Below are 13453 nucleotides of genomic sequence, written 5' to 3' on the forward strand. Positions count from 1 at the left end.
GTTGTGACGGCGCACACCCCGCCGCGTCTTGACCTGCTTCAGTGGAAGGTGGCCTGACGTGGCGGCAGTGCGACTGGCTTTGGACGCCATGGGAGGCGACAACGCGCCTGACTCTGTTCTGTTGGGCGCGAAGCGCTTTTTGGCGAGTATTCCCAGCGCCGACGTGATTCTGGTCGGCCGGCAGGATGATGTGGCCGCCGCCATGGCTCGGGTGGGGTTGGATGATCCGCGCGTGACCATCCGCCACGCCAGTGAAGTGGTGGAGATGGACGAGAAGCCCTCAGTGGCTTTGCGCACCAAGAAAGACTCCTCCCTGCGCGTGGGCGCCAATCTGGTCAAAGCGGGCGAAGCCGAAGCGTTTGTCTCGGCGGGCAACACCGGCGCGTTGATGGCCACCGCCAAATTTGTCCTCAAAACCCTTAAGGGCATCGATCGCCCCGCCATCGCCGCACGCATGCCGTCCAAAGCGGGCCAGTGCGTGATGCTGGATCTGGGCGCCAATGTCGATTGCAACTCTGATCATCTCTGCCAGTTCGCGCTGATGGGCTCTGTCTACGCCCACTCGGTGTTGGGCGTCGAGGCTCCGCGCGTGGGTCTGCTCAACGTCGGCGAAGAGGAGATGAAGGGCAACGAGGTGGTCAAGGTGGCGGGCGAACGTTTGCGCTCGGACACCGACAAATGGTTGCCGTATGGCGAATATATCGGCAACATTGAGGGCACCGATATCTACAAGGGCGGCCCTGATGTGGTGGTGTGCGACGGCTTTGTCGGCAATATCAGTCTCAAAAGCAGCGAAGGGGTGGCGCAGATGCTCACCCACTTCCTACGCGAGGCGTTTGGCCACTCGTTACTGACCAAATTGGGCTATTTGATGGCGCGTCCCGCGCTGCGTCGATTCCGCGATCGTGTGGATCCGCGCAAGTACAACGGCGCCATGCTGTTGGGGCTCAATGGGGTGGTGGTGAAAAGCCATGGTTCGGCGGACGAAACCGCCTTCGCCAACGCCATTGAGGTTGCCTATCATCTGGCTGTGAATGGCGTCAATGACGAGATCCGCAGCAAGGTCGCCAGCGCTCAGGCGCAACAAACCACGGAGGACGCCTCATGAGCGGTATGCGCGCGCGCATCATTGGCACGGGCTCCTATCTGCCCGAATATTGCCTCACCAACCAAGAGTTGGCGCAGAAGGTCGACACCTCTGATCAGTGGATCCAGGAGCGCACCGGCATTCGCCAGCGCCACATCGCCGCCGATAACCAGGTGACCTCGGATCTGGCGGTGGAGGCGGCCAAGAACGCCTTGGACGCCGCAGGCGTCGCCGCCGATACGCTGGATCTGATTCTGGTGGCCACCACCACGCCGGATCTCACCTTTCCCGCCACCGCCACCATCGTGCAGCATAAGCTGGGCGCGCACACCGCGCGCATGCCCGCGTTCGATATCCAAGCGGTGTGCACCGGCTTTATCTACGCCCTTTCAGTGGCCGATCAATACATTCGCTCCGGCGCGTGCAAGCGGGTCCTGGTGATCGGCGCCGAGACCTTCTCGCGCATCATCGATTGGAGCGATCGCGGCACCTGCATTCTGTTTGGCGACGGCGCTGGCGCGGTGATTCTCGAAGCGGAGCCAGAGAGCGGCAGTGGCCTGCTCTCCACGCACATTCATGCCGATGGCTCCTATGTGGACCTGCTACGGGTCTCCTGTGGCGTCTCCCATCGCGGCGCACACATCCTCAATGAGACCGCCAAAGTGGATGACGCCGGGCGTGCGGCTCTGTTGGAGGGCTACGGCTACGTGCAGATGCGCGGCAATGAGGTATTCAAACGCGCGGTCATCGCCCTGGAGCAGATCGTCGACGCCACCCTCGAGGCCAACGGTTTGCAAAAGAAGGATGTCGACTGGTTGGTGCCGCACCAAGCCAATATCCGGATTATCAAAAGCACCGCCAAGCGTCTGGCGATGAGCCTGGATCAGGTGGTGGTCACGGTGGATCGCCATGGCAACACCTCCGCCGCCAGCGTGCCGCTGGCGCTGGATGAGGCGGTGCGCGATGGTCGTATTCAACCGGGCCAATTGGTGTTGATGGAGGCCTTTGGCGGCGGTTTCACCTGGGGCTCGGCGCTGGTGCGCTGGTAACCCTGTTTCGCGCGCATGCGCCCAAGTATCGGGCGATTCGCCGATGATGTTTCCCCGTTCTGCTTCCCTGTTGTGGCCAAGGCGCGCTGGCATGCACCGTCCCCACGCACTCCTCCCTTTGCTTCTCATTCTGGCGCTTCTTGGCGGCTGTGATCTGCGCGTGGATGTTCCACTGCTGGATCAAATCCGTCAGGAAGGCGTGCTGCGCGTCCTCACCCGCAACGCCCCGACTGTCTATTTCCAAGGTCGCGATCGTGAAATGGGCTTTGAACACGATCTGGCCATGCTGTTCGCGCAGGAACTCGGCGTGCGCGCCGAGTTCGTGGTGCATCACAACAGCGCCGATGTGCTCAATGGTCTGCGCAACGGGCAGGGCCACTTGGCCGCCGCAGGTTTGGAGCGCACCGAGGAGGGGACGCAGGCGTTCCTGTACGGACCCGTCTACCAGAATGTCGATCTGGAGGTGGTGTGTCGTCGCGGCGGCGTGCGCCCGGAAAATCTGATTGAACTGAGCCGCGCCAATCTGGTGGTGGGGGCTGGCGGCGGCTATGAAGCGCGTCTGCTGGAGTTGCGCGCGCTGGCGCCACAGCTGGACTGGATCGCGTTGGAGGATCTCTCGACAGAGCAGATTCTGCAACTCGTCGAAGCTGGGAAATATGACTGCACCATCGCCTCCTCCAACATCGTTGCGATCAACCGGCGGTACTATCCAGAACTCGTCGTAAAATTCCCCTTGGACGCGGGCAATGCGCTGGCTTGGGCGTTGCCCAAGCGCGCGGTGTTCCTGCAGCGCGAGTTGCAGCGCTGGTTTGAAAAAATTCGCGCCAACGGCCAGTTTGATGATGTGTTCGAGCGCTACTACGGCTATATGACGCTGGAGCCGGAAGACTACGACTATGTAGACAATCGGAGCTTTGTGCAGCGCATTGAGAGTCGATTGCCTCAGTATGAGCGTTGGTTCAAGAAGGCGGGTCGGCGCTATCGCATCCCCTGGCGGCTGCTGGCGGCGCAATCGTATCAGGAGTCCCATTGGAACCCTGAGGCAAAGAGTCCCACCGGCGTGCGCGGCATCATGATGTTGACGCGCGTTACCGCCAAGGCTTTGGGGGTGAGCAACCGGCTGGACCCCAAACAGAGCATCATGGGCGGCGCCCGCTATCTGGCGAATATGCGAAGACGCTTGCCAAGTGAAATTACCGAACCGGACCGCACCTGGATCGCGTTGGCGGCGTATAATGTGGGGCTGGGCCATGTGATTGACGCGCGCACCCTGGCCAAGCGTAAAGGGCTGAATCACAATGAGTGGCCAGCCTTACGTGAAGTACTGCCGCTATTGGCGCAACGCAAATACTACCGTACCCTCAAACGCGGATACGCGCGCGGGATTGAACCTGTGTTGTATGTGCGCAAGATCCGCCATTATCGCGATATTTTGGAAAAGTTGGATGGTGGCGGCATCGCGCCAACCCCGCCACAAACCGTGATCTCAAACAGTCCTTCCGCAGCGTCTGTCGACGCAATGAGAACCTCGATGGCCACAGGTCAGGGTCTCCAGCATCAACAACAAGGCTCTGAGGGGGGGCTCTCTGGCCAAAATGGGAGCGTCTCATCTCCAATGCGAGAGACGTCTTTGGCAGTGGAGACGCGCGCGGAACCGCAACCGCGCATGGCTGAAAAGCCGAGACCCGCACCGCGACCAAAAAAACGTCAGTCCAACAGGTAACAGCCGCGACATACCGGGTCGTTGAAGCGTTTTGTTCAGGGCCTGTTATCAAGAGCACCGACAACATCTGGACCTCCACCCATCAAACAGGGCGCGCCATTTCTCCTCTGCATGGCATACTGATTGCTTGCTCTTGTTTACTGTTAAGGTGAGATTTAGCTTGAGCGTACGCGTACAGATTTGTGGCGCGCATGCCGATAAGCTTTTTAGGAAATGTTTCGGCAACGTCTGGATCCATTTGAGGCGTCCGGATTTGCAGGAATGGCGGATTCTCATTTGCTATCCTGCGCCAAAACAGGTAGAAAACATCATTGATGCATTCCTTAGCCGCGCGAACCTGTGCAGGCCAGAAATACGTTTGCAGCGTTAATCAGATTCTACGGGCAGAGCCATGAAGAAGAAGTTAGTTCGCACTTTTTTGCTCGCACTCGCCATCGTATTGGCGGTTGCGTTGCCCTATCAGGCGCTCAAAACGCTGGACTCCTATCAGGCGTATGAAGATAGTAGAGCCTACAGCAATTTGCGGCTCAGGAGCATCGGCGATGCCAAAAAGTATGCTGCTGGCGTCAAGCGCTACAAAGAGTTTAAAGATAAAGTCGAGGAGTATGTAATCGCCGCCAAGGAGTCCGGCGCCGAAAGCAAAGCCTGGGTGCGGTACGAGGTGGATATTGAAAATCGCGCGGTGCCGGTCTCACTGATGCGTGTGCTGCTTGATAATGCGCGCCATGGCGAGCAATATTATTTTGATCCTACAGAGCTTGAGATCACGTCGCCCGTCTATGTCAATGAGGCCGGGCAAGGCATCCAGTCGCTGCTGACCGAAGACGGCGCGGAGCTTGGTTCGAAGGTTCTGGTTACACTGAAGGGGACCTATATGGTCTTTCAGCGCCAATGATGAAATCTTCAGGAGATCTGACCCTCATCGAAGTTGATGGGGTGACCTATAAGCTGAGTAAGAGTCGCGCGCACTTGGTGCCAGACCTGCGCGAAGTTCATGGCGGCAAATGGGTTGTCAGCGACTATAAAGGCGCTGAGCCGCGGATGATGTCAGTGGAATCCCAGGCGCGCTATGCCGACGTGTTGGTCCAGCGCAAGCTGCAAGAACTGGGTGAGATTGGCAATCAGACCCGTGTGCTGACGCACTGGAAGCAGGCGCGGGGCAAAGGCTCTACGGATATCTGCTTCACCATCGTTGACAATGACGTCATCAGTCCTTACGAGGACGCCGCGTTTGATGATGAAGATCACCATTTGCAGTTCTCGCATAATGCGTTGCTCTATTCCGTGCTGCGTAATATGGGCGGCGGAAAAGTGACTGCGGTGCTGTTTGAGCATGACCGTCATGTGGATTTCATGATTGGACGTTCGGGCAAAGTGCTCGGCGCCGGTCGGCTCTCCTCTTACGCAGCCACAGAAGAAGCAAAAAGCGCATTGGCGGAGTCACTGGCTGACGAATTGAAGCGCATGTGTGAGGAAGCGCACGCCAAAATCGATCAGATCATTCACTATGGATTCCTTGTGGCCCAGGCCGGGGCTGAGGACAGCGATACTGAAGCGAGTCTGTCCGGCACGCTGCAAGGTTTCGGCGCGTCGACCAATACGGGGAGCGAAGAGACCGGTGGTTGGGCCCAATCCACCGCGCATTCCGCCAGTGATGTCAAACTCGATTCTGAATGGGTGAAAGTGACAGCTGAACGGCTCGGCTGCGATTGCAACATGCAGAAGGCCACGCGTCTGAACCTGGATGACGGCGGCTTTGTTATGACAGGCTTGCCTGCTGTCCTCAAGCATTTGGATACAGCCGACTCCTCGTCAACCATGGCGGCTAAGTTGAGTTATGTGAGTACCCGCCTGGCCCCGATGATGCTCTTTCTCACCGCGGTGGTGACCCTGCTGCTCTTCTTTACGGGTTGGTGGTTCGACAAAGAAGCCAATTCCATCATTTTTGATGAATCTTTAGAGGGGCAACTGACAAGCTCAACGCTGCCTCAGGTGGAAGGCGCGGTCTCCCAGTATGACAATGGCGTCATTGGTTTCAGCGAAAAACTCGCCAGCTTACGCGACTCCATGGATGTTCAGCAGATCTTGCATGATCTGTCTGCTGCGCGTGAGGACAAGAGTATCTTCATCGACAAGATGAGCGTGGCTTTTGATCAGCAGAAAAAACCGATCATCAAAATCGTGGGCCGGGTCATGGACCCGTTTGAGAAAGCAAACCAGGATTATGATCACTTTTTGACTGCTTTGAAGAGAGTCAAATACGTGGTGAAAGCCAAGAAGTTCACCACGGACATTACCCAAATTTTCTTTAACGTCGACTTAAGCAGAGAGTGACCGTGAACACAAAGATGTTTGGGGTGATCGCCCTCTTAATTGTCACTGCATCCCTCGTGGGAACAGGTGGTTACGCTGTTTTGATCTACTCGCAAGAGGGCGCTTTTGCGAAGCAGAAAACCAATGTGACGCCTTCGATGTTCCCTGATTTCCCACGGCTGCCGGAAATTAAGAAGGCGCCCGACGTTGACAAGGAGTTGGAGAGCGTCTTGGAGGCGAATATTGGCATGTTGGGCCAACTGCGCACGCCGCGTAGTCGCGAGACAGGCGGCATCAATTTGGCGATGATCGGCTACTCCAACACCTCCATCAGAAGCCAGGACGCAGTGGATCTGGCGCCGCCCGAAGATTTTGGCTCGCGCATTATCTCCATGGCGTACGTTGCGGGGAAAGATAAGTTCGCCGTCATTGATGGCAAACTCTATCGTGAAGGCGAAGAGTTCCAAGAGGGCGCGCGCATTCGCACAATCACGCCAGAGAAGGTGCTTATTGCTGGCCGCGAAATCCGTCAGTGGGTTGAGGTGTTTAATCCGGTTGAAGTGGCCGCTGTGGAGCCGGTTCAGGAAGATCCCTTGCTTGCAGATGCAAAACTGAAACAGGAACAGCAGAACATCAGCGCAAAAGGGCCAGGTAGTCCAAAAAATGGCGCATTTGGCGTGAACTTCGACTCCCTGGGCGGCAATGTCAATCAGGCTGGTCAGACGATGGAAACACTCAAGAGCTTAACAGATATGATCAATACCTTGAAGCAGTAGGCAAAGGGTGTGATGAAAAAAAAGGCCGCCTCTAAAAGGCGGCCTTTTTTTATGCGTGGTTGCGGAGTTTCAACTCCTTGGGGTGCGGATTGAGATAGATTTGATCCAGCAGGTAGTCGCACTCAAATCGGCGCGCATAACTGCGGATAAGCGTGATGGGCACAATCAAAGGGAGATTTTGGGCGCGGTAATCTTCAATCGACTGGAGCAGCTCTTGCTTGTCACAAGCCGTGAGTTGGTTTTTGAAGTATCCCATCGCATGGTGCAGGGCGTTGACGTGTCGGCTGATTCGCGCCGGGGTCGCCATCAATTTGTGTATGCCTGTATGATACGCATTCAGGCGCGCTGAGAAGTCGCCCTGCTCGCCTTGTGCGACAATTTGCCCGAGTAATTTGAGACCATCAGCATGGCGAGCCATAAACAGTAGCTTATGCCGCCGATGAAACTGTTCTAAGCCGTTGCTGGTTGGGCACTGATCAATCAGCTCCCGCCAGCGCTGCTCCACAAAAAGACGCTCGACAAAGTTTTCCCGGATGCGTAGATCGTGCAGCCGTCCCTCTTCTTCCACCGGTAGCGTTGGAAAACGTTGCATCAGAGCGTGGGCAAAAAGCCCACGACCTTCGGCGATGGGGGCGTTTTTATCGTTGTAGACTTTGACGCGCTCCATGCCGCAAGAGGGGGATTTGCTTTTGAGCACAAAGCCGCACAATGGGGCTTGTTGCTGTAAAGCATCAAGCTTTGTATCACACCAAACGCGCATGTGATCAGTGACATCGCTCTGTGTCAAAGGGATCTGCATGCGCGGAGCGTCGGGATTGCCTATCAGACGAAAGGTGGGACGAGGCGTGGGGTATCCCGCCTCAACTTCCGGGCACAGAGGCACAAACTCCGCATATGCGCTGAGAATGTCGGTGAGGAATCGATCTCTCTTGTGGCCGCCGTTGTAGCGGACCTCTTCTCCCAACAGGCATGCGCTCACGCCGACTCGGATTTTATCACTCACCTGTCGCTCCATCTCTACGCATCTGGCGCGCGCGCGCGGAAATGTGATTACTCTTCTTCTGGCGCATCGTTGATGTCGGCGAAGATGACGCGATTGCGCCCCGAGCGTTTGGCGCGGTAGAGCGCATTATCCGCGCTCTTGAGCAGCGTATCAGGTTCATCCCCTGGGGATTGCGGGTAGACCGCGACACCGATGCTGATGGTGACTTTCAGGCCATCGACAACCATCTCCTCAATACGCTCGCGCAGACGGTCAGCAACCTTGATGGCGCCTTCCGGATATGTATTGGGGAGGATCGCCACGAACTCTTCGCCGCCGTAGCGGCAGGGGAAGTCGATGTTGCGGAAATGATCCTTCATTTCGGCGGCGATTGCCTGCAGCACCCGGTCACCCTGATCGTGCCCATGTTCGTCATTGAAGCGTTTGAAGTGGTCGACGTCAAAGATCAGTAGGCCGAGTTGCATATGGTAGCGTTTGGCTCGATTGAGCTCTTCGGCCAGCACCTCGTCCAAGCGGCGACGATTGAGCAGACCGGTCAACGCATCGGTGGTGGAGAGTTCGCGCAGTTGGCGTTCGAGTTTCTTCTCATCGGTCACATCGCGGATCAACGCAGCGGAGCCGATGCGTTCGGAACCATCATCGTTCTTGATGGAGCAGGCGTAGAAGTTGAGCACGCGGCTGTTGTAGACGATGGTGTCAGGCATCTCCAAGCCGTTGGTGTCGAGATAGTTCTGCACGTAGTCCGGGTCATCCAGCAGATTGATAAAGCCCTCTTTGACGATCTGTTGGTCGGATTTGCCCAGCAAGCGTTCGGCGGCGGGGTTGACCAGCACCACCTCGCCCAGAGGGTTGGTCACCACGATGCCCTCCTTGGCGGAGAGAATGATGGTGGTCAGCTTGTTGCGCTCGGATTGCAAGCCGCTGTAAGTGCGTTGTAACTCATTGGTCATGGTGTTGAAGATCTGGCCCATGCGGCTGAGCTCATCCTTGCCGTCTTCAGGCACCTTGGAGTTCCAATCGCCATTGGTGACATCGCCCATGGCGTTGCTGACGCGATTGATGGGGGCGACCACTGAGCGATTCACCACCAGAAGCAGAAGAAGGATGATGACGCCCAGCGATACCACCAGCAGCAGGATGCCTTGCATCTTGGCGTGGGCAATATCGTTTTGCACCGGCACCAGCGATGTTGTGAGTTTCAGAATGCCGCGCAGACGCTCGTTCTCGCCATGGCAGGCCGCGCACTCTTCACCGCTATGGATTGGCGCCCAGAAGGTGACGCTGCTCACGCCGGAGTTTTCATCCATGGCGTAGTCAGCCACATAGCCTTTGGCGAAAAGGCCGCTATGGACTGTCGAGCGCTTGGTGTCGCTTAATACTTTGTTCGGCGGCTTGGGGTTGCTCTTAATGTGAAACGCCTCATCGCCCAGTCGACTGTTCACGGCGTTGATGGTTTCGTTGTCGTGAAACGCTTCAACGCCATTGACGCGCAGAATACGAAAATCGATGATGCCCGGCGTGGCGGTGAGATTGGCGGCGAAGTCTTCCGCCACCTCAGCGTTCCCAGAGAGCATGACGGTTTGCAGTGTCTGGCTGACGCTGGTGGCCAGCAGCCCCATGGTGCGTTCGTTTTGCGCCAAGATAGCCTGTTCCTGCTGGCGCAGGAAGAAGAACATCATGGCGCACAGGCCGACCATCACGGCGGAGCCGATGAGGAAGAGAATTCGGTTGCCGATGCTGTGTATGCTCATGGACCAATCCTGCAAATTAGGCAAACGCCGAAATCGGCCAAACAGTGGGAGCCCTTATTGTGGGCGCAATTAATTCCTGCTTATTCGCATATATTTACAAAAACACAGTATATCAGCCGAAAGGGCGCATGAGAATGTCTGTCTGCGTTTACGCTGGGGTTTTGGAGAGGGTCGATGGTTGAACCGTACTGGGCGTTGGCGTTGGTGTGTCTTGGCTGGGGCTTAAAGCGGGTCGGCGCCATGCGCGCTGACGCCGCTGTTGCGCTGAATGCATATGTGGTGACGGTGGCTCTTCCCGCACTGGTCTTGCTACGACTTCCGGGGTTGCGGCTGAATGCCGAGGCGATCGTGCCAGCGGTGACGCCTTGGCTCTTGTTGGCGCTCTCAGCTCTTGCTGTGCTGGGATTGAGTCGGGTGTTTTCCTGGTCGCGCGGGGTCACGGGGTGCCTGTTGCTCACAGTTCCGTTGGGGAACACGTCGTTTTTGGGGTTCCCTTTGGTCGAAGCGTGGTTTGGGCCGGAACCTGTGGTCTATGCGATGATCTACGACCAGCTGGGGACGTTTCCATTATTGGCGTCTTATGGCGCGATCATTTTGGCGACCTATGCCCATGGGGAGCGTCCTGGGCCGCTGGGAATCGCCAAGCGCATTCTCGTGTTCCCGCCATTTGTGGCGCTGTTGGCGGGGTTGGCTTTGCATGGCGTGGTGTGGCCTGAGGCGATCAGCGGGCTGCTGGAGCGGGTGGGCAATTCGTTGATGCCTGTGGTGATGCTGGCGGTGGGATTGCAATTGGAGCCGCGTTTGAGTCGTGATCTTTGGGCGCCGATGGGACTGGGGTTGGGACTGAAATTGCTGGCCGCGCCGTTGCTGTTCGGCTTGGTTGGCGCGGCGATGGGGCTGGCGGGCATTGGCTTTGAAGTGAGCGTATTTGAAGCGGGTATGGGCTCCATGATCACAGCAGGGGCCTTGGCGGCGTCTGCGGGTTTGGCGCCGCGCTTGGCCGCCGCCATGGTGGGGGTGAGCATTCCCCTCTCGTTCGTAACACTGCCGCTGATTCATGCGCTGTTTGTTGCGCGATAACGCGCGCCATTGCGCTTTGCCTCGGAGTGCTGTTGGATAGAGATGATTTGCTTAACCTTCTGATCCAGTGAGCTGTTTGTTGATGACGTCGTTGAATCCCGATCCCGGTTGGAGCCAAGCGCAAGCGCGCGAGACAGAGCTGTATTGCCGACTGCGCAATCGACAACGGGCGCAGGAGTTGGCGGGCTTCTATTTGCGTTTTGTGTATACGCCGGTGGATGAGGCGTTATGCCGCCGTATTGTGGCGTTGATTGCTGAGCAGGGGTGCGTCGCGCAGACGGTGACGCCACACTGGGTGCGTCAACGATTGCATCAGCTGCGTCAGGCGCGGCCAGAGTGGTGGGGCGAGCAGCCGCGGGAGTATGCCTGGGACCAACGTTTGCGCGAGCTTGACCGGTTGAGTCGGGTGATGGGTGTGGCGTGTGATACGGCTCAGGGGGATTTTGTGGAGTAGGGGACGGCCCATTCGCAGATTATATAGTCACCGCAATTCTGAATTGCACAGGCTCCTCAATGATTGTGTGACACAGGTAAAGCTTGCGCTGACTATTGGCCTCCGGCTGGCCGGAGGCGGGATTCTTAAGGGTCTGTGACCCTTAAGCGGGTGTGGGCGGAGCCCTCGATATCTCCTCGCTTCAAATGTTTAATTCTCTTCTGCGGCGACTATAGCGATCCGCGCAGTGCAGCCAATGCGTCCTGCGCATCCTGTTCCAGCTCTTCTATGCGCTCGGAGTCCTGCTCCCATGCGCTCATTTTCTCGCTCAATTCGACATTGAGTCGTCCATGACGCTCCACCATGGGCTGCAATCGTTGCTTATTCTGCTCTTCGTATAGCGCTGTATCAGCCAGGGCGGCGTCCAATTCGCCCTTTTCGTTCTCCAGGGCCTCAATGTCGCGCTCATGACGCGCCAAGCGTTGTTTGAGCGGTTTGGTTTGTTGATGCAGACGGTTGCGGATCTCCGCCTCCAGCCGTTTGAGCGTTTTCGCATCAGGCGCTGTGGAGGGGTTGCTGGCGTCAGCGGCGCCACGGCTCGAATTGCTCAGGGCGTCGGGCGTCTGCGACAACTGCTCCAGGTAATCCTCCAGTTCCCCTTCCCACGGGCGCACTGCGCCATCGCCCACCACCCAGTAGCTGTCGCACGCCGCCTCCAGCAGATCACGATCGTGGGACACCAGGATAATTGACCCGGTGTAGGACTCCAGCGCCTCTTCCAGCGCTGCGCGCGCGCCCATATCCAAGTGGTTGGTGGGTTCGTCCAGCAGCAGCAGATTGGCCCCCGAGAGGAACAGGCGCGCCAATGCCAGACGCGCTTTCTCACCGCCGGAGAGAACCGCAACACGCTTCTCCACGCTCTCGCCGGAGAATAGCAGCCCCCCCAGCACATTGCGCACCCCGGTCAGGTCCATGCCTTTGGGTGCGGCGCGCCAAGCGGCGTCCAGTACGCTCTCTTCTGGATTCAGCGCCTCTAACGCGTGTTGAGCGAAGTGACCGGGCTGAACGCGATCCCCCAAAGCGAGCGTGCCAGCATCCACAGCCAGAGCGCCGCTGAGCAGCTTGAGGAAGGTGGATTTGCCCTGGCCATTGGGACCCAGCAAGCCGATCTTGCCGCCACGAATCAGATCCAAATTGAATCCAGTGAAGACCTGGGTTTCGCCAAACGCTTTGTGCACATTGCGCAGGGTGGCCATCTCTCGAGCGCAAGGCGGCGGCTCCGGCAGGCGGATCACCGGCGCTTTGCGCGCAGACTCTGGCAACTCGATGCGCTCAATCTTTTCCAGTTGTTTGACTCGGCTCTGCGCTTGCCGCGCCTTGGTGGCTTTGGCGCGGAAGCGGGTGATGAAGCGGGTCAACTCGGCGATGCGCGCATCCTGCGCGGCGGCCTGTTTCTCCAGCAGAGCCAGATTGGTCTCTTTCTGCTGCAGATAATCGGTAAAGTCGCCTTTATAGCGGGTGAGTTTGCGGCCCTCCAACTCGACAATGACAGTGCAGGCGCGTTGCAGCAGGCCGCGGTCGTGGGAGATGAGTAGAAACGCGCCGGGTTGATTGGCCAAGTAGCGCTCCAGCCATGCGGCGGACTCCAGATCCAAGTGGTTGGTGGGTTCGTCCAGCAGCATCAGATCAGGGCGCGAGAAGAGCAACTGCGCCAGCGCCACACGCATGCGCCAGCCGCCGGAGAAGGCGTTCAATGGCTGCGCCAATACTTGGGGCGCAAAACCTAACCCTTGTAGAATGGCGCCGGCGCGCGCTTCGGCGGAGTAGGCGTCGATCTCCTCAAGACGGTGTTCGGCTTCACCCAAGTCGTGAGACAGGCGCATCTGTGCGTCGGCGTCGGCACACTGCGCCAACTCTGTATGCAGCGCGTCGCGTTGCTTGAGCAGAGCGGTGAGTTCGGCATCGCCCAGCAGGGTCTCTTGCAGGATGGAGCGTTCGGATGGGGAGAGCTCTTGGCGCAGGACGCCAATGCGCAGGGTGGGCGGCGTCAGACGGCGTTGACCGCCATCGAACTCCTCGATCCCTTCGATAATGCGGAACAGGGTGGTTTTGCCTGCGCCGTTGGGGCCAATGAGCCCCGCTTTTTCCCCCGGGTGCAGCAGCAGGCTGGCCTGCTGCAACAGCACCTGGGGGCCATACTGTTTATCGATGGCGTCAAGAGAGAGCATGAGACTGTTG

At 57.9% G+C, this 13453-nt stretch carries 11 protein-coding genes; 8 read left to right on the plus strand and 3 right to left on the minus strand.

Going from position 1 to position 13453, the window contains the following annotated elements; all coding sequences use genetic code 11:
- The first annotated feature begins 58 nt into the window (after positions 1-58).
- The 6 genes from plsX to MAIT1_RS11955 all read left to right on the plus strand — a co-directional run bounded on the left by plsX (position 59) and on the right by MAIT1_RS11955 (position 6948).
- Positions 59-1108, plus strand: a complete 1050-nt coding sequence (gene plsX, locus MAIT1_RS11930) for a phosphate acyltransferase PlsX (protein WP_241893464.1) — start codon at positions 59-61, stop codon at positions 1106-1108.
- Positions 1105-2136 carry a beta-ketoacyl-ACP synthase III gene (locus MAIT1_RS11935; protein ID WP_085442488.1) on the plus strand — a complete coding sequence of 344 codons (1032 nt, stop codon included), beginning with the start codon at positions 1105-1107 and terminating at the stop codon, positions 2134-2136. Before plsX ends, MAIT1_RS11935 begins: the two co-directional genes overlap by 4 nt.
- Positions 2137-2227: 91 nt before the next feature.
- Positions 2228-3859, plus strand: a complete 1632-nt coding sequence (gene mltF / locus MAIT1_RS11940) for a membrane-bound lytic murein transglycosylase MltF (RefSeq protein WP_085442489.1) — start codon at positions 2228-2230, stop codon at positions 3857-3859.
- A gap of 391 nt (positions 3860-4250) precedes the next feature.
- A complete protein-coding gene (locus tag MAIT1_RS11945; protein WP_085442490.1) occupies positions 4251-4754 on the plus strand; it encodes a hypothetical protein in 504 nt (167 codons plus the stop codon).
- The gene (locus tag MAIT1_RS11950; RefSeq protein ID WP_143814804.1) at positions 4751-6193 is read left to right on the plus strand and encodes a hypothetical protein; all 1443 of its coding nucleotides are present in this window, start codon (positions 4751-4753) and stop codon (positions 6191-6193) included. The genes MAIT1_RS11945 and MAIT1_RS11950 overlap by 4 nt, the downstream gene beginning before the upstream one ends.
- A 2-nt stretch (positions 6194-6195) precedes the next feature.
- Positions 6196-6948 carry a hypothetical protein gene (locus MAIT1_RS11955; protein WP_143814805.1) on the plus strand — a complete coding sequence of 251 codons (753 nt, stop codon included), beginning with the start codon at positions 6196-6198 and terminating at the stop codon, positions 6946-6948.
- Positions 6949-6997: 49 nt separating this feature from the next.
- On the opposite strand, the gene MAIT1_RS11960 is transcribed toward MAIT1_RS11955, so the two are convergent.
- The gene (locus MAIT1_RS11960; RefSeq protein WP_085442585.1) at positions 6998-7951 is read right to left on the minus strand and encodes a YbgA family protein; all 954 of its coding nucleotides are present in this window, start codon (positions 7949-7951) and stop codon (positions 6998-7000) included.
- 47 nt (positions 7952-7998) lie between these two features.
- A complete protein-coding gene (locus tag MAIT1_RS11965; protein ID WP_085442493.1) occupies positions 7999-9702 on the minus strand; it encodes a sensor domain-containing diguanylate cyclase in 1704 nt (567 codons plus the stop codon).
- 174 nt (positions 9703-9876) lie between these two features.
- On the opposite strand from MAIT1_RS11965, the gene MAIT1_RS11970 reads away from it, so the two are divergent.
- Both MAIT1_RS11970 and MAIT1_RS11975 read left to right on the plus strand, forming a co-directional pair.
- Positions 9877-10782: an AEC family transporter gene (locus MAIT1_RS11970; protein ID WP_085442494.1), complete on the plus strand. Its 906-nt coding sequence runs from the start codon at positions 9877-9879 to the stop codon at positions 10780-10782.
- Positions 10783-10864: 82 nt separating this feature from the next.
- On the plus strand, positions 10865-11236 hold the full coding sequence (locus MAIT1_RS11975) for a hypothetical protein (RefSeq protein WP_085442495.1): 372 nt from the start codon (positions 10865-10867) through the stop codon (positions 11234-11236).
- A gap of 209 nt (positions 11237-11445) precedes the next feature.
- Here MAIT1_RS11975 and MAIT1_RS11980 read toward each other — a convergent pair whose 3' ends face one another.
- Positions 11446-13443 carry an ABC-F family ATP-binding cassette domain-containing protein gene (locus MAIT1_RS11980; protein ID WP_085442496.1) on the minus strand — a complete coding sequence of 666 codons (1998 nt, stop codon included), beginning with the start codon at positions 13441-13443 and terminating at the stop codon, positions 11446-11448.
- Positions 13444-13453 lie beyond the last annotated feature (10 nt).

Origin of the sequence: Magnetofaba australis IT-1, assembly GCF_002109495.1 — a bacterium.
GTDB classification, from domain to species: domain Bacteria; phylum Pseudomonadota; class Magnetococcia; order Magnetococcales; family Magnetococcaceae; genus Magnetofaba; species Magnetofaba australis.

Coding starts and splice junctions, on each gene's coding strand:
- MAIT1_RS11935 (WP_085442488.1), top strand. CDS start 1,105: ATGAGCGGTATGCGCGCGCGCATCATTGGCACGGGCTCCTATCTGCCC.
- mltF (WP_085442489.1), top strand. CDS start 2,228: ATGCACCGTCCCCACGCACTCCTCCCTTTGCTTCTCATTCTGGCGCTT.
- MAIT1_RS11945 (WP_085442490.1), top strand. CDS start 4,251: ATGAAGAAGAAGTTAGTTCGCACTTTTTTGCTCGCACTCGCCATCGTA.
- MAIT1_RS11950 (WP_143814804.1), top strand. CDS start 4,751: ATGATGAAATCTTCAGGAGATCTGACCCTCATCGAAGTTGATGGGGTG.
- MAIT1_RS11965 (WP_085442493.1), bottom strand. CDS start 9,702: ATGAGCATACACAGCATCGGCAACCGAATTCTCTTCCTCATCGGCTCC.
- MAIT1_RS11970 (WP_085442494.1), top strand. CDS start 9,877: ATGGTTGAACCGTACTGGGCGTTGGCGTTGGTGTGTCTTGGCTGGGGC.
- MAIT1_RS11975 (WP_085442495.1), top strand. CDS start 10,865: ATGACGTCGTTGAATCCCGATCCCGGTTGGAGCCAAGCGCAAGCGCGC.
- MAIT1_RS11980 (WP_085442496.1), bottom strand. CDS start 13,443: ATGCTCTCTCTTGACGCCATCGATAAACAGTATGGCCCCCAGGTGCTG.